The organism is Actinomyces sp. zg328, assembly GCF_009829635.1.
In the GTDB taxonomy this organism is placed as follows: Bacteria; Actinomycetota; Actinomycetes; order Actinomycetales; family Actinomycetaceae; genus Actinomyces; species Actinomyces marmotae.
Genome location: NZ_VWPE01000013.1, coordinates 22,325 through 42,047, shown reverse-complemented (window position 1 = coordinate 42,047; position 19,723 = coordinate 22,325). Strand labels below are relative to the sequence as shown.

Genomic DNA, 19,723 nt, shown 5'->3' with positions numbered 1-19,723 from the left:
CGCGGCTTCCTGGTCGGCGCCCCCGCGGGAGAGGATGAGCCCATGAGCACCACCGGCTACGACGATCCCGCCCTCCTCAAGCGCGTCCAGAGGGCCACCGCCCTCGCACTGGCCGAGCTCGACCGCGTCTGCGCCGAGTTGGGACTGGAGTACGCCGCCTACGGGGGCACCGCGATCGGCGCGGCCCGGCACCAGGGCTTCATCCCCTGGGACGACGACGTCGACGTCGTCATGCCGCGCCCGGACTACGAGCGCCTCCTCGCCGAGGCCGATCGCGTCCTGGGCCCCGGCTTCGTGCTGCTCAGCTCCCGCAACTCCCCGGACTACCCCAAGACCTTCGGCGTGCTGGGCCTGGCCGGGACCGCCTTCATCCCGGAGATCGCGCGTGACCGCGCCTACCGGGTGCCCATCGGCGTCGACGTCTTCCCCTTGGACGTCCTGCCCGACGACGAGCGCGCCTTCAAGCGGATGGCGCGGCGGACCTGGGTATGGGGGCGGCTCATGTACCTGCGCGGGACGCCCACCGCTGAGGTCCCGCTGCCCGCGCCCGCGAGGCAGGCGGCCGCCGTCGTCCTGCGCGCCATCCACTGGGGCTTGAGGGCCGCCCGGGTCTCACCGCGCGCCCTGTACGAGCGCTGGGACCGCGCCGCGCGCTCCCACGAGGGCGAGGACTCGGTGTGGCTGGGCGATTTCTCCACCCAGGACCCCAGGCGCTGGTCCATCCGCCGTGATGAGTTGCTGCCCACCGTCGCCCTGCCCTTCGAGGACATGACGATCCGGATGCCCCACGCCTATGACGCGGTGCTCACCCGGGGCTATGGCGACTACATGACGATTCCGCCGGTCTCAGAGCGGGTCAACCACAAGCCCTCACTGGTGGACTTCGGGGATCACGACCTCGGGGAGGAGTGAGACGGCGTCAGCGGGGGCTCCCCGATCCGGCGGTAATCGCGGGCCAAGAACAGGGCCAGCAGTACCACGGCCAGGGAGTAGGACAGCACGCCGACCCAGCTGACCCCGTTCATCCCGAAGGCGTCCACGAGCATCTTCATCGAAACCAGGGAGGCCAACGCGGCGAGGGCGTTACCCAGGAAGCTCGCCTTGAGGTCGCGCACGGCGATGAGCAGGTCGTTCATGAACCAGGCGAAGGCCGTCATGACCGTGCACACGACCGCGGGCAGCAGCAGGTCCGTGTGCCCGATGATCTTGTCGCCGAAGATGAGCCGCAGCACGGGATCGCCCAGGAGCAGCAGCAGGGCCGCCGTGACGGCGGTGACCACGAGGATCCCGCCGATGGTCCGCCACAGGAGGGTCAGGGCCGAGCGCTTATCGGAGTGGAAGCGGTCCGCGAACTCCCCCATGAGGGGGCTGTAGACGTAGACGGCGCCCATCTGCACGATGACGACGGGCGAGGCCACGGAGTTGTAGATCCCCAGCGCCTCGCTCCCGACGGAGGACTCCAGGTACTGGCGGGGCAGCGTCAGGACGGAAGAGCTGCAGACCTGGGCGATGACGAGGGGGAAGAGGGTGACCAGCAGGGACGCGGCGGCGCGGAGGTCGATGACGGGGCGCAGGCGCTCGAACTGGGCCGAGCGCGGCACGTCGTAGACGACACCCACGAGGATGGTCACCACCGCCATGGTGATGATGGCCGCCATGAGGGAGTTCGCCAGCCACAGGACAACGCAGAAGCCCGCCAGGGTGGTGACGCCCTGGAGCATGTAGGACTTACCGATGTAGTCCATCCGCCGGTGCCGCTGATCGATGGCGTGAAGGACCTCGATGAAGTTCGTCGCCAGGGAGTAGACCAGGTACACGGCGATAAGCGGCAGGGCGTCGAATGACGCCGTGGCCAGGGAGTAGACGATGCCAAGGAGGAAGGCCAAGGCAGTGGTCAGCACCCGCAGGCCCACGTACTCCCCGGCGCTGCGCTCGCCCTTGGTGTCGGTGACCTGGATCGTGCGCAGGCGGTAGTCGGCGAAGGGGTTGATGAGGTTCGCGATCGCCATGACGAGCGCGAGCCCGCCCGCGGCGTCGAACCCGTGCGAGAGCCGCACGACGGCGACCCCCACCAGGTAGTTGCAGGCCAGCCGGATGATCGACCCGGCTGAGCTCCACAACATGTTCGTCCGGAGGGACAGGGCCTCCACCTGCGCCATCGGCACTCCTATCTGAACAACGCGTACCTGGCCACCAGCGCGGGCAGGTAGCAGGCCAGGGCCACCGGCTTGTTGGGCGCCATGCGCAGGGCTCCGGACTGCCCGGCCAGTCGGCAGCCCACAAGGTACAGCAGCGTCTCGCGGACCCTGCCCTTGATCGTGGTGGAGCGCTCGGCGCAGTAGCGCTTGTGCTTCCAGTAGCCGATGGGGTTCCGCTTGGCATTGGCCGCGAAATTGTGGGTGAGCCCGTCGGGCAGGTAGTGGCAGATCGTGAGGATCGTGTTGTCGGCGAGCATGACGTAGCGCTCGTCGAGACGGTAGTAGACCGAGGTCTCGGCGATGAAGATCTCCCCGGGGGCGACGTCGTAGGGGTAGTCCCGCAGGACCTCGGTGCGATGAATGAGGGAGGTGTCCCCCCTAAAGCCCATCGTCTCGAAGAGGTCCCAGTACTTCACGTCGCGCGCGCCCTCGGGCATCCACGTGTCCATGGGGGTGCGCTCATCCGTGCCGCGCAGGGCGACGATCCCGGCGTAGCGGTCCTGCCCCTCGATGGTCGCCCAGGTGGCCAGCACGTGCTCGATGGCGCCGGGGAGCAGCCAGTCGTCGGAGTCGACGACGAAGAACAGCGGGCTGGTGGCCCGCTCCACACCGAGGTTGATGGCCCGGGGCTTGCCGCCATTCGCGGTCTTGACGTAGTCGATCTCGATCTCGCCGCGCTCGATCCATGAGGCGACGAGCTCCTCGGTGCCGTCGGTGGAGCCGTCGTCGACGATCATCCACACGAAGTCGTGGGAGGTCTGCGCCACGAGGCTGTCGTAGAGGACGGGCAGGATGTAGGCGCGCTCATAGGTGGGGGTGAACACGCAGACGGTTTTGGGCGCGGGGCCGGTGCGGCTCTCCGCGGGCGCAGGGCTCTCAGGCGTCACGGTCGGCCCCCTCCACCCAGGTGACGGCGCGCAGGTGCGCAGGCGGGCGCTCCTCGGCGGGCGGGATGCGCTCCCAGTCGCCGTAGTAGTCGGCCAGCACCTGGGCCGCCTTGGCGGGCACGGGGTACGTCCCGCCCTCGAAAGCCGCGCGGGCCGCGGGGAAGAGCGCCCGGGGCTCCAGGGTGTTCTTATCCATGTGGTCGTCCACGAGCAGGACGTAGCGGATGTCGTCATCCTGGGCGGAGGCGTCCTTGATATTCACCCCGCGCGCCAGGGCATCGGCCTTGGCGGCGATCCGATAGGGGTCGAGGCGGCGGGTGACCGGGTGGATGACGCGCTTGACGAACTTGGCGGCGCCGGAGGTGGCGTAGCGGGGATCGGTGGCGGCGAGCGAGCGCCATCGCACGAGCCGGGCCGCCTTGGCGCGCACGCGGCGCATGCTCGGGTCGGACAGCCTCACGCGCTCCAGGGGGAAGATGTCGACCCACAGGCCCAGGGCCAACTCCTCATCGATGAAGGTCTCCTCCGCGCGCGTACGGGTGTCCACGAGCTTGAAGAAGGGGTAGATCGACGTGCGGTCCCGGTAGGAGACCAGCTTGTAGCGGTCCGCGAGGGCGCCCGCGCGGCACAGGCGGAAGAGGGCCTCGTAGTCGTCGCGGGGCATGACGACGTCGATGTCGTCGTCCCAGGGGATGAAGCCCTCGTGGCGCAGCGCGCCGATGAGAGTGCCGTAGGCCAGGAAGTAGGTCAGGCCGTGCTCCGCGCACACGCGATCCAGCTCGCGCAGGACGTCGAGCTCGATCTTCTTGATCTCCTCTTGTGAGAGCGCTTCCATCGCTGGCCTTTCTCATCGCAGGCGCCGGATCGTGCGGGGATCGAGCGGGGCGGGCACCCCGGTCGCGGAGGCGGGCGCGCCGTCGATGCTACCCGCTCCCTCCCCACCGCCGGGGACGCCCGGGGGCCGCCACCCCAGCACCGCGTCATCGATGGCCCCGCGTGTGAGACCATTCCCCCTGGGGCGCACCTTCGCCACCCCGCATCCCACCGATGGAAGCACGCATGAGACTCGCCCTGGTCATCAACACCTACCCGCCCCACCTGGGCGGCCTTGAGAACCACGTCTCCAACCTGGCGCAGGGGCTGCGCGATCTGGGCCACGAGGTGTGGGTGCTCACCCTTTCAGACAGCCCCGGGCTCCGCGATGACGACGGCGTGCGGGTCCTCACGGGGCGCGGCCACCTCCCCATCGCGGAGGTCATCAGCTTCCCGAGCGTGGGCACGACCAGGCGCATCGCCCGGTTCCTGCGCGAGAACCGGATCGACATCGTGGGCACGCACACGCGCTTCTTCCCCATGAGCCTCGTCGGGCTGCGGGCGGCGCGCATGGCCGGGATCCCGGTGATCCACACCGAGCACGGCTCGGGATTCGTGGCCACCCCCTCCCCCATCATCTTCGCGGGCTCGCGGGCGGTCGACCTGACGATGGGCCGCTACGTTCTGCGCCACGCCGATCGAGTACTGGCGATCTCCGCGCAGTCGGCGGCCTTCATCAAGCGCTTGGCAGGCGTCGGCGCCGAGGTCTTCCACAACGCCATCCCCGCGCCCGAGCCCCATCCCGCGCCCGCGGACAGGCCTGGCCACCTCGTGTTCGTCGGGAGGGTCGTGGCGGGCAAGGGCTGGGACGCCTTCCTGTCCTCCGTCGCCGCCCTGCGGGGGCGCGGCATCGACGTCGACGGCGAGTTGCTGGGCGCGGGCGCCGAGCTGGAGGACGCCCGGGCGATGGCCCGCGAGCTGGGCATCGATGACGCCGTGTCGATCCCGGGGCGCGTGCCGCCCAGCCAGGTGCGCCAGGCGCTGGCCGGGGCGACCCTGGTCAACCCGACAGTGCTCTCCGAGGGCTTCCAGACCACGCTCCTGGAGGTGATCGCCGAGAGCGGCCGCGTGGTGACCTATGAGGTTCCCGGCGCCCAGATCCTGGCCGACCAGGGGGCGCCCGTCGTGATCACCGGGGAGCGCAGCGCCGAGAACCTCACCGACGCCCTGGCGACGATGCTCGCCGCCCCACCGGCGCCGGCCCCCAGCGGCCTTATCGAGCAGTGGACCTGGCCCGTGCGCTCACGCCAGTACGCGGATATCCTCGCCGAGGTCCTGAGCGATCACCGGGCCTGAGGGCCCGGCCCCTCGCCGCTGGCCGGGCCCGGGCGCCGCGCGTCGATCCCCGCCTCGTCGATGCGGGCGGTGAGCCGATCAACCTCGGCGCGCAGGATGGCGATCTCCTCGGCGAGGCGACGCCGATCCTCGGCGTTGTGGGACAGGTCCACGCTGAAGCGCAGGGAGAGCAGCAGGAGGATGATCCCCGCGACGAAGAATCCCAGGTTGAGCGGCACCTCGACGCCCAGTCGGCTGGATACCGCCCGCAAGCCGCCGGGGATGAGGGCGAAGAAGACGCAGCCGATGGAGATGATGATCCACCACGTCGCGTAGGCCTCCTTCATCCCGGAGTTGCGCATGCGCAGGAAGATGGAGACCAGCACGATCATCGCGAAGATGATGCCGAGTATGTAGGTGGAGCTCATCGTCGTCCCTCCTGGTCCTCCGATGGGGGTACGGCGCCCGGGGCGGCCCGGTTGGGGCGGCTGAGCGCGATCCCCAGGGCGAGGAAGGCCCTCAGGAGGAAGCGCGCGGCCTTGAGCGGGTTGTGGGAGGGCTCGCCACCCGCGCGGGGGCGCATCCGCACGGCGACCTGGCGGACCCGCAGGCCGGATCGCTTGGCGACGACGAGCGCCTCGATGGTGTCGCCCAGGTACTCGGCGGGATAGTCCTGGGAGAAGACCGCCAGGGCCCGGCGGTTGTAGAGCTTGAAGCCGCTGGTGGTGTCGGTCAGGCGGGTCCCGCTGACACGGGAGAGGATCACGGAGAGCACCCTCATCGCCCAGTGGCGGGGACCGCGCACCGAGTAGTCGCCCTTGCCCGCGAAGCGCGCGCCGATGACGAGGTCCGCCCCCGTGGCGCGCGCGCATTCGAGCATCACGGGGACCTCGGAGGGATCGTGCTGGCCATCGGCGTCGAGCTGAACCGCGTAGGAGTAGCCGTAGCGCACGGCGTAGACGAAGCCGGCCCGCATGGCGCCGCCGACTCCCAGGTTGATGGGCAGATCGAGGACCGTCACCCCGGCGTCGCGGGCGAGCGCCGCCGTGCGATCCGTCGAGCCGTCCGAGACGACGACGGCATCGGCGGTGCCCCCGAGCGTCGCCAGGACCTCGGCGATCACCCCCGGCAGGGCGACCTCCTCATTCCATGCGGGGATGATGACGAGGAGGTCGTGGCGGCGCTCAGCGCTCATGGGACTCCTCTGCGGATGAATCGGTAGGGCCGTCCACCGGCAGGGCCGGCGGCCGACTCGCAGGATCGATGGGGCGCGTCGCGCTCTCGGCGGCGCCAGGCGCGTCAGGGGCGTCAGGGGCGCCAGGAGCATCGGGGCCCTCCGGGGCGGTCGCCTCCCCCTGGCCGGCCTGGATCCGCGCGTGCCGCCCCGGCGAGCTCCGGCTCACGAAGTCCTCGGCCGGCTCCTGGCGCTCCGGCTCGGCCTGGCCAGCCGCGCTAGGGGCGGTCGGCCCGGTAATGGCCCGCGCGGGTCGGCCCCACACCAGGATGGACAACGAGGCGATGGCGACGGCGTAGACCAGGACGAGCGCTCGCCAGGTGTACTCCGGGGTGAGCGGGAAATCCGGCCACCACCATCGCAGGAAGAGGTCGAGGCTGTAGATGGGGTGGTCGAGGTCGAGGCGCCCATGCGTGTAGCGCTCCATGACCCGCCGCAGCGCGAAAGCGTTGACGAGCACCGAGCCGATCCCGATGAGCCAGACCTGCACGCCGACCACGTGCCTGCCCTTGACCGACATCGCGAGCCAGACGAAGAGCAGGATCGCCAGGAGCGGCAGCATGTAGCGGGGCTGGTACTGGTAGACCCGCGAGAAGCCGGCCTGCAGGGAGACGACCAGGGGGACCCCGGCGATGGCGCCGATGACGATGAGGATGCTCAGCGCCTTGCGCCGCCCCACTCTCCGGGCGCCGGCGAACAGGCAGATCGCGGCCAGGCCGATGGCGATGCTCGCCGGGGCGCCGTCGAGGGGGATGTCGAACCAGCCCGCGCCCCAGCGCTGCCCGTAGAACCCCGCGAAGTACTCGGGAAGGGAGGTGAGCAGGGAGTGCAGGCGCTCCATCGACAGGTCGGTCTCCCCCGAGGAGGAGGTGGATTCGAGGGCGCTGGCCTGGCCCGTGGACCGCATGATCCACACGCCGATGGCGCTGGCGGTCAGGGCGAGAGCGGCCTCCGGGAGGATCCTCCTGGTCCATGGGGCACCGACGAGCACGGCCAGCGAGATGACGAGAATGAAGAAGGCCGAGTCCCCGCGCGCGGAGCACGCCAGGAGCGCTCCGACCGCCGCGAGCCCCAGGAGCGCCCAACGGCGCCGCCCCTCCGCGCGCAGCGCGCCGAAGAGGGCGGCGGCGTACCCCAGAGTGCCCGATAGGGCCCAGGAGGTGGGGTTGTTCGAGGCCACGAAGTAGAGCCCCATGGGCATCCAGGCCACGAGGATGGTCAGGGCGAGGCTCTCCCTGTAGCGCGCTGGCAGGAGGAACCCGATGGAGCCGAGCAGCACCATCGCGATGAGGAGGTTGACCCCGCGCATGATGAGCACGGAGCCGGTGACGTCGGCACTGACGAACTGGTGGTGGAACCAGTAGTAGCCGCCCGGGTAGTTGCCCGCGTCGTAGCGACGCGAGTACGTGTACTCGTCGTCGGACAGGGCCTCCTTGCACCGCATCGTCCCATCGCCGTCCGGGTAGGAGAAGCAGGAGGTCCGCTGCGAGACGGTCTCGGGCACGTAGACCTGGACCTCATTGTTGATGACCTTGGTCGCGCAGCCCGAGGATTCCACGGGCGGGGGGCACCAGATGGCGCCCAGGTGGTAGTCGTCGTCCGGGGAGCCGCCGACCGGCGAGGCTAATGCCCAGCCGAGGCCGGTGACGAGCACCGTGAGTGCCAGGAGCGCGCCGAGGATCCAGCGGGTGGCGGGCCGGTCCAGCCAGGCGGCGCGGCGGGAGGAGGGCACGGCGGCCGGGGAGTCGCCCCGCTTGGGGGAGTCGGGAAGGCCGGGGGCCTCGCCGGACCGGGCGGCCGCGGCGGCTGCGGGAGGAGGGTCCTCGTGGTCCCGCATGGTGTCGTGGCTCATAGGTTCGCGATGTAGGCGTCGAGGCGCTCCATCGAGTCGCCGGGGGTGAATCCGGTGGACTTGATCCGGCTGAGGTCCAGGGCGGACTTCAGGGGCCGGGGGGCGACGTCCTGGCCCGCGAAGTACTCCTCGGTGGTGATGGGGGTGACCTCGGAGGGATCGTGGCCGAGGCGCTCGTAGACGCGCTTGGCCACGTCCGCCCAGGAGACCACGGGCCCCTCGCCGGAGAGGTTGTAGGTGCCGTGGGGGGCAGAGGAGGACAGCAGGTGGATGATGCCGGCGGCCAGGTCGGTGGTGAAGGTGAGGCGGCCGGTCTGGTCATCGACCACCTTGGGGGCGATGCCGCGCTCGGCCAGCGAGGCCATGGTGCGCACGAAGTTCTTCCCGTCGCCCACCACCCAACTGGTGCGCACGAGGTAGTGGCTCGGGGCGGCGACGACGGCGGCGTCCCCACCGGCCTTGGATTGCCCGTACACGCCCAGGGGGCTGGGAGGCTCATCCTCGGCGTGGGGCTCGGTGGTGCCGTCGAAGGTGTACTCGCTGGAGACGTGCACGAGGGTCAGGCCGTGCCTGGTGGCGGCGCGGGCGAGGTTGGCCGGGCCGGTGGCATTGGCGCGCCAGGCGGCGGGCCGGCCCTCGGGGGTCTCGGCGCCGTCGACATTCGTCCAGGCGGCGGCGTTGATGATGATGTCGTAGGCGGACCAGTCGAGCGCGTCCATGGCGGCGGCGTCGGAGATGTCGAACTCGGGCAGGTCCACGCCGGTGGCCGCGTAACCGGCGTCGGCGAGTTGGCTCATGAGTTCGCGGCCGAGCTGGCCGTTGGCGCCGGTGACGAGCACCCGGCGCCCCGGGCCGGCGGGCCGGCCGACAGCGGGGAAGGGGGTGACGGCGGCCAGGCGCGGGTGGGCCCTGTCCTTGTCCGACAGGATGGCGTCGTCGAGGGGGATGGGCCAGGGCACGGCGACGGTCTCGTCGGCGAGGTTGAGGAAGGTGTACTGGGCGTCGGGCGACCAGTGATCGTTGACGAGGTAGGTGTAGGCCGTGCTCGGCTCGAGGGTCTGATAGGCGTTGCCCACCCCGCGGGGCACGAAGACGGCGACGGAGGGGTCGATCTCGCAGGTGTAGACGGCCCCGAAGCTGGGGCCCTCGCGCAGGTCCACCCAGGCGCCGAAGACGCGCCCGGTGGCCACCGAGACGTACTTGTCCCAGGGCTCGGCGTGGATGCCGCGGGTCACCCCGACCTCGTCGTTGAAGGAGATGTTGTTCTGCACCGGGCCGAAGTCGGGCAGGCCGAGCGCCACCATCTTCTCGCGCTGCCAATTCTCCTTGAACCAGCCCCGGTTGTCCCCGTGAACGGTCAGATCGATCCGAAGGAAGCCAGGGATGGGGGTGGTCTCAACACCGAGGGGCTTCGCAGTGGTGGTCATGGGCTGGTAGTCCTCATTCCTCGTTGCGCCCAGCGCGCACCGGGCGCTGATTGGGATCGGGCCGAGTCTATCCTCCGCGCGGGGTGGCGGGCACCGTGATCGCCGCAACCAGGCCGGGCGCGGCGGCGGCGCATTAGAGTGGCGCTGCCAGGTCCACCCCCGCGCCACGCGGGCCGTCTTGGGAGAGCCCATGAACAACCCCGGGATCAGCCCCATGAGCAGCGCCACGGTCGCCGTCGTCGTCACCTATGAGCCCGGGCCCCTGGGAGGCCTCCTGAAGGCGCTCGCCTCCCAGTGCAACGCCGTTCTCGTGGTTGATAACGGATCCGCCGCTCCCGGGTTGGAGCGGGCGCGCGAGGCCTGCGCGGCCCATGGCGCCAGGCTCATCGAGCTGGGCGAGAACCTGGGGATCGCCGCCGCGCAGAACCGGGGCATCGCGGCCGCTCGGGCCCAGGGCGCCCGGTACGTGCTGCTGTCGGACCAGGATTCGATCCCCTCGCCCACCATGGTGGCCCAGCTGCTTGAAGCGATCGATGAGGACCCGCGGATCGCCGCCGTCGGGCCGCTGCCGACCGAGGAGCGCGAGGGCGCCGATGAACTCGTCTACGTGGACCGGGGCTGGAGCCCCAAGCGCGCCACCAAGGCCGAGCTGTCCCGGCCCAGGCTGGAGGCCGCCTTCCTCATCGCCTCGGGCTGCCTGGTGCGCGTCAGCGCGCTGGAGGAGATCGGGCCGATGCGCGAGGACCTGTTCATCGACCATGTGGACCTGGAGTGGGGAGTGCGGGCCCGGCGCTCGGGATGGCGGCTCGTCGCGGTGCCGGCGGCCCGGCTCGCCCACTCGCTGGGCGATGAGGTGGTTCGCCTGCCGGGGCGGGAGCAGCCGATCCACGTGCACGCCCCGATCCGCAACTACTACATCCTGCGGAACACCCTCGCGCTGGTGGGCCGCGGCTCGCCGCTGCCGGCGCGCTGGCGCGTCCGCTACTCCTACTGGGCGGCGAAGTACGCGCTGTTCAACGCCGCCCTGCCGGATCGACGCGCCGAGCGCCACCGGATGCTGCGCCGGGGCCTGGCCGATGGCCTGCGCGGCCGCCTGGGCCCCTACGCCTCCCGCCACCCCAACCGCTGATCCCCGCGAGACCGGTCGAAAACAGCGCCGAGACCGGTCGAAAACAGCGCCGAGACCGGTGCGCCGGCGCGGGGCCCTCAACTCCAGATGGCCTGGCGCAGAGCGAGGAGGTAGGTGCGCCCGTAACGCGTGGTGGGCTCCAGGACAGCCGACTCGGCCCACTCGTTCCAGGCGTTGATGAACACGAGGCGGTCGGCCTCCTCGCGCCCGGCGACGGCCCGGATGAGGCCCGCCACCCAGCGGTGGAAGCTGTAGGGGTTGGAGCCGTACCAGGCATCCGCCCTCCACTGACGGCGGGCGGTGTTGTCGAAGGTGACCATGGCGCCGGGGTACTCGTGCTCGGTCAGGCGCACCGCGTTGCGCAAGGAGGCCTTGAGGGTGGCCTGATAACTCATGAAGTTGCCGCGCCAGCGCTTGTCCAGGCCGACGTCGAGGGCCGGGCCCGCGATCCACGGCAGGTTGTGGGGGGCGAACTCCAGGGTGCCGTCGAGCCCATTGGCGTGGTAGTCCTCGCCGACGCCGTCGAACTCCTTGGCCACGGACACGGCGATGACGTGGAGCTCACCGACGCCCGCGGCCCGGGCGCGCTCGCGCCAGGCGGCCACGACCTGCGGGAAGTTCTCCATCTGGGCGGGTCGGTAGACAGCGATGAGCGCCTTGCCGTCCACGCGCATGTAGCGGGGGTCCAGGAGGAACTCCATGACGTCGTCGATGAAGTCCTCGGCGGGGACCTTGTGGTAGTCCTGGCCGATGAGGACGTCCTGGCTGCGGCCGTCCCAGCGGCGCGTCCAGTTCTCATTGGCCCACATGATGCAGTACGGGAAATCGAGGTCCGAGGCCCGCAACTTCTCGATGGGGCGGTTGAGGATCCGCTCGCCGGAGAACCAGTAGTAGTAGTACATGAAGCCGGCCAGGCCGTGGGAGCTGGCCAGCTCGGCCTGAGCGGCGCGCACGGAGTCCATCTCCAGGTCGTAGTAGCCCAGCTCCGTGGGCTGCTTGGGCTGGTAGTGGCCGCGCCACGCGGGCACGGCGCCCACGACGTTGGACCACTCGGTGAAGCCCTTGCCCCACCACACGTTGTTCTGCGGGGAGTCGTGGAACTGGGGCAGGTAGAAGGGGATGACGGTGGCGGCCGGGACTCGCTCGGCATCGCGGTCGAAGCGGTGCCAGCCCTGACGGTCGGTGCCCGGGGCGGCGAGGATCTCCTGGATGGACTCGGGCTCCACGGTGCGCAGCCCGGCCTCCCTGGTGACGATGCCGACAATCCTCTCGACGGCGTGCGCGGTGGTGCCGTCCACCTGGCCAGCCTCGGGGTCGAAGTCGGCCGCCTGGAGGTTGAGGGCGCGCAGGCCCTGGAGTATCAGGCCGCGGCACCAGTACATGGAGCCGGAGGCGAACTCGAGCTCGTCAGGATCGATCCTCAGTTCGAGGCGGCGCAGGAGCTGCTCAACGATGCGCTGGTCCCCACCCCAGAACTGCTTGCCGACGATGGAGTCGGTGGCGGTGAGCACGCCCAGGGCGGGATCGGCGGCGAAAGCGGCAAGGATGCCCTCGATCGTCTCCCGCGACCCCGCGAGGTCGTCCAGGAACTGCTGCTTCCAGGTCTCACCGCTGCCGGCGAGCTCGGCGTGCTCCTCGCGCCAGGGGCTGCGCTTGGTGTGCATCTTGAGGATGAGGTCGTAGGGGTCGAGGATCCCGGAGTTGACCAGGTTGACGGTCGGCAGGATGTCACGGCCGTGGTTGTCCACCTCGACGACGACGCTGGTCCCCAGGTGGGACAGGTCGTCAGGGACCCGGACCGCCTCGCCGGAGGCGTTGGTGATGAACAGGTCGAAGTCGACCGGCATGAGGCGCAGGTGGGCGAAGAGCTCGTCCATGAGCTCGGGGTAGAAGCAATGGATGACGACGGCGATGCGCGCCGGCGACTCGACGCGGAAGGCGGGGTCCACGCGCCACTTGTCCGGGAAGCCGGAGTCCTGGCGCCCGCCGAGGCGGTCGACGAAGGCGGCGAAGTCCGCGGGATGCTTGGGCCGGTAGCCGCGCACCGAGCCGGTGGCGATGAGGTTGGCGGCGGCGTTGCGTCCGCGGGCCGCGAAGTAGGTGGCGCGGCGGGCGGCGCCGTGCTTGGAGATGCGGGTCATGTCTCGTGCCTCTTGCTCACCACTGGTGGATGTCGATGTTGTACATGCGCTGCAGATATTCGGCGCTGGCCGCCGCCTCAGCGGTCAGGTCCGGATGGGTCAGGATCGTGCGCTTGAGGAAGGGGGCGCCCGAGGTGATGATCCCCTGCCAGGCGCGGATCGTGGGGTTCTCATAGCCGGCCCCGATGTCCGGCCCGGCCACCCACTCGTCAATGGAGTAGGCCTCGGAGAAGGCGAGCCGGGACAGGCCCAACTCATAGGCCATGACGACGTCCTCCTTGGTCGGCTGGACGCGGATGCCGTCGAAGAAGCGCACCCAGGCGCGCTCAGCGAGGATCCCTCCCCGGAAGGACAGGAAGTAGCTCTGCATGTGCCTGCCGAACTGGTGGGAGGTCGTCAGGCAGCGAATGTCGGGTCCCGGGGGCTCGGCCGCCCACTCCAGGAGGCCGTCGATGGGGGCGAAGGGCCCGAGCATGGAGTCGTTGGTCAGCAGGACGACGGGCTTGGAGCGCACGCCCGGGATCCAGCCCAGCCCGGTAGTCCAGGAGCCGAAGTCGTAGCCGAGGTTGGGGCGGCGGATGATGATGGTCCGCTCGGGGATGCCGTGTGGGAACTCAAGGGGCTCTGGGCTCTCGCAGGTCGACACCACGATGGTGGCGTAGTCGGAGGCGTCCAGGGCTGCCAGGTAACGGCTCAGGGAGAGCGGCTGGTCCGGGGTGGCGGAGTACTGGGCGACGATGGCGACGCGCTCGGCGGCGTCGACCGTGCTCCTCTTGCCGCGCTCGACGCGGATCCGGCCCCGGGTGACGTCGACGACGCGCGGCCCCTCGTTGAGGGCCTGGGCGCGCTGGGCGCGCTGGAGGCGCCCCAGGAGGCGGCTCACCGGGGCAGCCTTATGCGGACGGCCGACTTGACGAGCCGGACCGGTGCGGTGAGGTGCCAGGAGGTGGAGTGGCGGATGTCGCTGAGCTGCTCCCAGGCGCCGTCGAGCTTGCGCTGCATGATGCGCTGCTCCTTCTCTAGGCGCTGGATCTCGGCGTGGAGTTCCCCGGCCTCGACGTGCGCGTGGCGCAGCGCGGCCCGCAGGCGGCGGATCTCGTCATCCTGACTGACTGTCATCGGTCCTCCTCGTTCAAGGGCTCGGACTGCTCGGCCTGGGGTGCCCCCGTGGCATCGACGCTCAGGGCGGGGCTCCAGCGCCCCTCGGGCATGGTGATGAGGCCCGGCTCGTCGATGACCCTGCCCTCGTGGATGAGGAGCTCGGTCTGGCGGTCGGAGTAATCGTAGGTGGCGCCGTCGCGCAGGAGGCAGGTGGTCAGCCACAGGCGCCCCGGATGGAGGACCACGGGGTCCATCGTGTAGTCGATGAAGCCGTCCTCGCCCGCGCGCAGGTCGTAGAGGCGCCCGGCATGGCGGGAGTTGGGGCCGGAGATCATGACCCCGCCGTCGGTGATGAAGGCCAGGCCGAGCTCGACGTCGCGCAGGTCCTTCCGGGCGTGGACGTGGACGCGCAGGGTGGCGGGCCTGCCGGTGGTGAGGAAGGGGACCTTCTTGCCCTCGCCGTCGAAGATCTCGACGCCGGTCATGCGGCACTCCCCCGAGCCCTGGTTGAGCCGGAAGTCCTTGTCCTCCTCCCGCTCGGCCTCGGTCTGCTCGGCGGCGCGCTTCTCGGCCTCCTTGGCGTTGACGGCGGCGATGTAGGCCGAGACGCCCTCGTCGGCGGGGCCGATCATCTTGACGCGGCCGTGGTCAAGCCAGACGACCTCGTCGCACATCTCCTTGGCCAGGGACAGCGAGTGGGTGACCAGGGCGATGGTGGTGCCGTGGTCGCGCAGGTCGCGCATGTACTCGAAGCACTTGCGCTGGAACTCCTCGTCACCCACGGCGATGATCTCATCGACGATGAGGATCTTGGGCCGGATCGCCACGGCGACGGCGAAGCCTAGGCGCACGGTCATTCCCGAGGAGTAGACCTTGACGGGCTGATCGATGAAGGCGCCGATGTCGGCGAAGTTGATGATCCAGTCGATGGTGGACTCGATCTGCTTGCGGCTGCGCCCCAGGATGGCGCCGTTGAGGAAGATGTTCTCACGCCCGGTGAGTTCGCCGTGGAAGCCGGCTCCGAGCTCGAGGAGGGCGTCGACGCTGTCCGAGACGGTGACGGTGCCGCTCGTGGGGCGGTAGACGCCGGCCAGGAGCTTGAGCATCGTGGACTTGCCCGAGCCGTTGTGACCGACGAGCCCGAAGGTGCTTCCCTTGCGGATCTTGAAGGAGACGTCGTCCAGGGCGTGGAAGACGCGCTGCTCGGAGGTGGCGCGCCCGCGCACGAAGCGCTCCTTGAAGGTGGAGCGGCGGTCGGCCTGCATCTCGAAGGTCTTCGAGACGTGGTCGACGACGATGGCGTAATCCTCAGGCGCGGAGGCCGCTGAGCCCGCCGTGGCCGCCTCGATCATGTCAGCGCTCATCTCAGATCATCTCCCCCAGGTCGGCGCCCCACTTTCTGATCACGACGCGGGCCGCGAGGTAGGCCAGCAGCGCCCAGCCCAGGCAGGCGGCCCAATGCGTCAGGGCCCCGGCCTGACCAAGGTAAGCCAGGTCCCGGAAGAGCCCGATGTACTCGGCGACAGGCATGTGCGTGACCAGGGACCGCAGGGGGATGCCCCAGTGGTGATTCGGGACGAGGTCCGCGTTGTAGATGATGGGGGTGGCGTAGAACATGAGTTGGAGGATGACGCCGACCAGCTGGGCCAGGTCGCGCATGTAGACGTTGCCGATGGCCAGGATGACGGAGACCGCCTGGACGAAGACGACGACGAGCGCGACGAGCAGCGGGATCAGCAGCCAGGACCAGTTCAGGAATCCCATGAGGGCCAAGACCACGAGGAGCAGTCCCGCCTCGATGCCGCTCTGGATGCCGACGGCCATCCCGGCCCCGAGCACGGGGGCGTAGGCGGGGAAGTAGACCTTCTGAAGCAGCCCTCCGGAGGACAGGAGCCCGTTGATGCCCGCGTTGATCGAGTTCTGGAAGTAGCCCCAGATGGTCAGGCCGGCGAAGAGCCAGAGCGCGAACAGCGCGATACCGCCCGTGCGGTCCGCGACGGCGGGGGGCTGCATCTTGAACAGGCCGCCGAAGATGAGGGCGTAGATGCCCAGGGTGGCCAGGGGGACCACGAGGGACCAGACCCATCCCAGCAGGGTCCCGTTGAACTTGGCCTTGAGGTCCCTCTGCCCGAAGGCGTTGACGAGGCTCGCCTGCTGGGCGAGGGTCAGGGGCGACCTCACGTCGATATGCTCCGCCATGGCCTCACTCATCCGGGTCCGGGTGCGAATCCGCCGCCCTGGGAGATGGCGACTCGAAGCCCCAGTCTAGACCAGGGCCGACGCCGCGCGGGCCACCCGGCCTGTGCGTCCGGCTACGACCGGCGCGGTCAGGCGATCCAGGCGCCGGAGGGGGCGAAGCGGTAGTTCCTCCCATCGATGCTCTGCGTCCCGGTGACCATGCGCCCGTCGCCCGGGCCCAGGTAGTACCAGTCGGAGCCGATGCGGTGCCAGCCCGTGGCCATGCCTCCCCAGCCCTCCGCCAGGTAGTACCAGCCGCCATTGACCAACCGCCAACCGGTGGCCATGGCCCCGCTGGAGGGGTCGAGGTAGTACCAGTCGGGGCCGATCCTCTGCCAGCCAGTGAGCATCGCGCCGGTGGAATGCAGGTAGTACCAGCGTCCGCCGGCCTTCTTCCAGCCGGTGGCCATGGCCCCGCTGGAGGGGTCGAGGTAGTACCAGGCATTGCCGTCCCACAGCCAGCCGGTGGCCATGCGGCCGGAGCCGGGTGAGAGGTAGTACCAGGTCGAGTCCACCTCGAGCCAGCCGGTGACGAGCTTCAAGTCGTCGGAGTAGTAGTACCAGGCACCCCCGGCCCGCACCCATCCGGGGCGGAGGGCCGGGGCGCTCATCTGGGTCGCGGCGATGGAGCGGATCTGGTCCAAGCGGGAGTAGCCGACGTCGCCAGGGCAGCTGGTGTAGCCGACGTCGCGGTGGGCGAGGATGCGGGGCAGGGAGACGACCTGCCCGGCTTCGTACTTCTGGGAGGAGCGGATGGTGAAGTCCGCCCAACCGCTCACGTCCGTCACCCCGCCCCGGGCGAGGAACCACCCGGCGAGCCCGCCGACGCGGTCGAGCTGGGCCCGCGTGGGGGCGACGGCCGAGTAGTCGCCCATCATGGAGACGCCCATGGTCCCGGTGTTGGCGCCGTAGGCGTGACCGCCCACGGACATCGTCCCCGGAGCGGAGTCAAGGGTGCCCAGGCGGCCCTCGTAGACGGTGCCGTACTTGTCGACCAGGAAGTTGTAGCCGATGTCCCCCCAGTCCAGCGTGACCGAGTGGTAGTGGTAGATGCCCTGGATGATGCCCTTGGACTGGGCGGCGGTGTAGTTGTTTGTCCCCGCGGTGTGGTGGACGACGACGTGCTTCGCGCTCGCGTACTCGACGTCCCAGTCGGAGCTGGAGGAGGCGCCCCAGGCCGAGCGCGGGATGACGCCGAAGGGCAGGCCGTCCACGGCGATCGCCCCGGCGAGGCTGGCCAGCGAGCCCCCCGCCCCGGCGGCGCCGGCGCCCGCGCCCGCCGGAGTGGGGGCCTCGACGGTCCCGGCGGCGGCGGCCTGGCGGGCGGTGGCGGCCCGGTCGACGGGCGTGGCGGGCGCGGTGACGGACTCGAGCTCGGAGGCCTCGATGGTCTCCTCGGAGCCGCTGGGGGCGTCGGGGACGAGGTGGAGGCGCAGGCCGGCGGGGATGGAACGGGCGTCGTCGATGATGAGGGCGGCCTGGACGGCGTCGGCGCCACCGGTGACGAAGGGCTCGGTGCCGGTGGATCGGGCGGGGCCCGAGTCGCGCCCCCCGGGGCCCTCGACCTCGAGGAGGTGCCAGGTGGACCACTCGCCGCCCTCGCGCACGCGCAGGTAGGCGCTCGCCCCGTCAGGCAGGCCCCCGTCGCCCCAGGTGAAGCCGGCCACCACGAAGCCGTCGACGGCCAGCGGCTCGGTCAGGATGGTGGCGTCACGCTCGGGGTCGATGCCGGAGGAGAGGTCTGCCGTCGCCAGGGGGAAGCGGGCCGTTCCAACGCCGGTGCCGGAGGCGGCTGGCGCGCTGCCGGCCGGGCTGGGGGCGGCGGACGGCGAGGCCTTGAGGCCCGCCTGGGCGAGGGGGGTGGGGGCGCCGTCCCCCGAGGTCAGCTCCAGCACCTTCGCGGGAGCGCCGTCGGGAGGAAGGGCGAGCGGACGGGCCGGGACCGCCGCGGGCGGGGCTAACGCGGAGGACGCCGCAGACTCACTGGCAAGGCCGAGGGCGATCAGGGGCAGGGTGGACATCATCCCGAAGGAGCGGCGGCTGAGCATGGAATCCTCTCGTGTCGCGCCACCGGCGCGACAATGCCGGTGTGACAATTGGGGTGAATGAGACTATTGGGGCCAGTTCGACACCCTACCCTCCCCTTTCGGGCCCTTTCACTGTGAGCCTGGCGATGATCATCGAAATGCAATGTTTGCCGGCTCCGGCAGCCCACGCGCCGCCCGCCCGCCCCGTGGGGCCCGGGGCCCCGTGGGGCGCCGCGCCCGGGGCCTGTGGCATGATGGCGGGCGGAAGAACTCGGCGTTCTCACGGCATCGCATCCTCATTGCCTGTTGGCCGAGCAGTGTCGACCACGGAGTCCCTCATGAACGTCCTCATCACCGGTGGCGCCGGCTTCATCGGCGCGAACTTCGTCCACCAGACCCTGTCCCGCTACCCCGACGCGCGCGTCGTCGTCCTCGACAAGCTCACCTACGCGGGCAACAAGGGCTCCCTGGCGGATGTGTCGGACCGCGTCGAGCTGGTTGTCGGCGATATCGCCGATATGGACACGGTGGACCCGCTGGTGGCGGACGCGGACGTCGTCGTCCATTTCGCCGCGGAGTCACACAACGACAACTCCCTCAACGACCCCTCCCCCTTCATCCGCACCAACCTGGTGGGCACCTTCACCCTCCTGGAGGCGGTGCGCCGCCACGGGACGCGCTTCCACCACGTCTCCACCGACGAGGTCTACGGGGACCTGGAACTCGACGACCCGGCCAAGTTCACCCCGGAGACGCCCTACAACCCCTCCTCGCCGTACTCGTCATCGAAGGCGGGCTCAGATCTTCTCGTGCGCGCCTGGGTGCGCTCCTTCGGCATTGAGGCCACGATCTCCAACTGCTCGAACAACTACGGGCCGTACCAGCACATCGAGAAGTTCATCCCCCGCCAGATCACCAACCTCATCGACGGCGTGCGCCCCAAGCTCTACGGCGCTGGCGAGAACGTGCGCGACTGGATCCACGTCCTGGACCACAACGACGCCGTGTGGGACATCGTGGAGAAGGGCCGCATTGGCGAGACCTACCTCATCGGCGCCGACGGCGAGAAGAACAACAAGGAGGTCGTCGAGCTGATCCTGGAGTTGATGGGCTTCGAGATCGACGACTACGAGCACGTCAACGACCGTCCCGGCCACGACATGCGCTACGCCATCGACAACACCAAGCTGGTGACCGAGCTCGGCTGGGCGCCCAAGTTCACGGACTTCCGCTCCGGCCTGGCGGCCACCATCGACTGGTACCGGGACAACGAGGCCTGGTGGCGCCCGCTCAAGGCGGAGGTCGAGGCCAAGTACGCCGCCCAGGGCCAGTGAGGCCGGC

The 19,723-nt window shown here is 70.1% G+C and carries 17 protein-coding genes; 4 read left to right on the top strand and 13 right to left on the bottom strand.

Going from position 1 to position 19,723, the window contains the following annotated elements; genetic code table 11:
- The first annotated feature begins 42 nt into the window (after positions 1-42).
- Positions 43-912 carry a LicD family protein gene (locus tag GVV75_RS06875; RefSeq protein ID WP_159524043.1) on the top strand — a complete coding sequence of 290 codons (870 nt, stop codon included), beginning with the start codon at positions 43-45 and terminating at the stop codon, positions 910-912.
- Here the strand turns inward: GVV75_RS06875 and GVV75_RS06870 are convergent.
- From GVV75_RS06870 to GVV75_RS06860, 3 genes are read right to left on the bottom strand one after another with little or no spacing between them, the layout of a single operon-like run.
- Positions 891-2,159: a lipopolysaccharide biosynthesis protein gene (locus tag GVV75_RS06870; protein ID WP_159524042.1), complete on the bottom strand. Its 1,269-nt coding sequence runs from the start codon at positions 2,157-2,159 to the stop codon at positions 891-893. The two genes, GVV75_RS06875 and GVV75_RS06870, sit on opposite strands and share 22 nt — an antisense overlap.
- 8 nt (positions 2,160-2,167) lie before the next feature.
- Positions 2,168-3,085, bottom strand: coding sequence for a glycosyltransferase family A protein (locus GVV75_RS06865; RefSeq protein WP_159626582.1), 918 nt, complete (start codon positions 3,083-3,085; stop codon positions 2,168-2,170).
- Positions 3,075-3,920, bottom strand: a complete 846-nt coding sequence (locus GVV75_RS06860) for a LicD family protein (protein WP_159524040.1) — start codon at positions 3,918-3,920, stop codon at positions 3,075-3,077. Before GVV75_RS06860 ends, GVV75_RS06865 begins: the two co-directional genes overlap by 11 nt.
- A 224-nt stretch (positions 3,921-4,144) precedes the next feature.
- On the opposite strand from GVV75_RS06860, the gene GVV75_RS06855 reads away from it, so the two are divergent.
- Positions 4,145-5,254: a glycosyltransferase family 4 protein gene (locus GVV75_RS06855; protein ID WP_159814061.1), complete on the top strand. Its 1,110-nt coding sequence runs from the start codon at positions 4,145-4,147 to the stop codon at positions 5,252-5,254.
- On the opposite strand, the gene GVV75_RS06850 is transcribed toward GVV75_RS06855, so the two are convergent.
- Genes GVV75_RS06850 through GVV75_RS06835 form a run of 4 tightly spaced genes read right to left on the bottom strand, consistent with a single transcriptional unit; the run spans position 5,242 to position 9,746 of the window.
- Positions 5,242-5,661 carry a DUF2304 domain-containing protein gene (locus tag GVV75_RS06850; RefSeq protein WP_159814059.1) on the bottom strand — a complete coding sequence of 140 codons (420 nt, stop codon included), beginning with the start codon at positions 5,659-5,661 and terminating at the stop codon, positions 5,242-5,244. The genes GVV75_RS06855 and GVV75_RS06850 overlap by 13 nt on opposite strands.
- Positions 5,658-6,428 carry a glycosyltransferase family 2 protein gene (locus GVV75_RS06845; protein ID WP_159524037.1) on the bottom strand — a complete coding sequence of 257 codons (771 nt, stop codon included), beginning with the start codon at positions 6,426-6,428 and terminating at the stop codon, positions 5,658-5,660. Before GVV75_RS06845 ends, GVV75_RS06850 begins: the two co-directional genes overlap by 4 nt.
- Positions 6,418-8,319 (bottom strand): DUF2142 domain-containing protein, encoded by a 1,902-nt coding sequence (locus GVV75_RS06840; RefSeq protein ID WP_159814057.1) that lies wholly within the window; start codon positions 8,317-8,319, stop codon positions 6,418-6,420. The genes GVV75_RS06845 and GVV75_RS06840 overlap by 11 nt, the downstream gene beginning before the upstream one ends.
- The gene (locus GVV75_RS06835) at positions 8,316-9,746 is read right to left on the bottom strand and encodes a sugar nucleotide-binding protein (RefSeq protein WP_159524035.1); all 1,431 of its coding nucleotides are present in this window, start codon (positions 9,744-9,746) and stop codon (positions 8,316-8,318) included. The genes GVV75_RS06840 and GVV75_RS06835 overlap by 4 nt, the downstream gene beginning before the upstream one ends.
- A gap of 190 nt (positions 9,747-9,936) precedes the next feature.
- Here GVV75_RS06835 and GVV75_RS06830 point away from each other — a divergent pair, with 190 nt between their 5' ends.
- Positions 9,937-10,875, top strand: a complete 939-nt coding sequence (locus GVV75_RS06830) for a glycosyltransferase family 2 protein (RefSeq protein WP_236266091.1) — start codon at positions 9,937-9,939, stop codon at positions 10,873-10,875.
- Between the two features lie 77 nt (positions 10,876-10,952).
- Here GVV75_RS06830 and GVV75_RS06825 read toward each other — a convergent pair whose 3' ends face one another.
- The 6 genes from GVV75_RS06825 to GVV75_RS06800 all read right to left on the bottom strand — a co-directional run bounded on the left by GVV75_RS06825 (position 10,953) and on the right by GVV75_RS06800 (position 18,403).
- Positions 10,953-13,016, bottom strand: a complete 2,064-nt coding sequence (locus GVV75_RS06825) for a glycoside hydrolase family 99-like domain-containing protein (RefSeq protein ID WP_159814055.1) — start codon at positions 13,014-13,016, stop codon at positions 10,953-10,955.
- A gap of 16 nt (positions 13,017-13,032) precedes the next feature.
- Positions 13,033-13,899, bottom strand: coding sequence for a rhamnan synthesis F family protein (locus GVV75_RS06820; protein ID WP_159524033.1), 867 nt, complete (start codon positions 13,897-13,899; stop codon positions 13,033-13,035).
- Positions 13,896-14,135 (bottom strand): methyltransferase, encoded by a 240-nt coding sequence (locus GVV75_RS06815; RefSeq protein ID WP_159814053.1) that lies wholly within the window; start codon positions 14,133-14,135, stop codon positions 13,896-13,898. The genes GVV75_RS06820 and GVV75_RS06815 overlap by 4 nt, the downstream gene beginning before the upstream one ends.
- Positions 14,132-15,481: an ABC transporter ATP-binding protein gene (locus GVV75_RS06810; RefSeq protein WP_236266090.1), complete on the bottom strand. Its 1,350-nt coding sequence runs from the start codon at positions 15,479-15,481 to the stop codon at positions 14,132-14,134. The genes GVV75_RS06815 and GVV75_RS06810 overlap by 4 nt, the downstream gene beginning before the upstream one ends.
- A 1-nt stretch (position 15,482) precedes the next feature.
- Complete coding sequence (locus GVV75_RS06805; RefSeq protein WP_159524031.1) at positions 15,483-16,316, bottom strand: ABC transporter permease; 834 nt, start codon at positions 16,314-16,316, stop codon at positions 15,483-15,485.
- 128 nt (positions 16,317-16,444) lie between these two features.
- Positions 16,445-18,403 (bottom strand): N-acetylmuramoyl-L-alanine amidase, encoded by a 1,959-nt coding sequence (locus GVV75_RS06800; RefSeq protein ID WP_159814051.1) that lies wholly within the window; start codon positions 18,401-18,403, stop codon positions 16,445-16,447.
- Between the two features lie 317 nt (positions 18,404-18,720).
- On the opposite strand from GVV75_RS06800, the gene rfbB reads away from it, so the two are divergent.
- Positions 18,721-19,716, top strand: coding sequence for a dTDP-glucose 4,6-dehydratase (gene rfbB / locus GVV75_RS06795; RefSeq protein ID WP_159626563.1), 996 nt, complete (start codon positions 18,721-18,723; stop codon positions 19,714-19,716).
- The last annotated feature ends 7 nt before the right edge of the window (positions 19,717-19,723 follow it).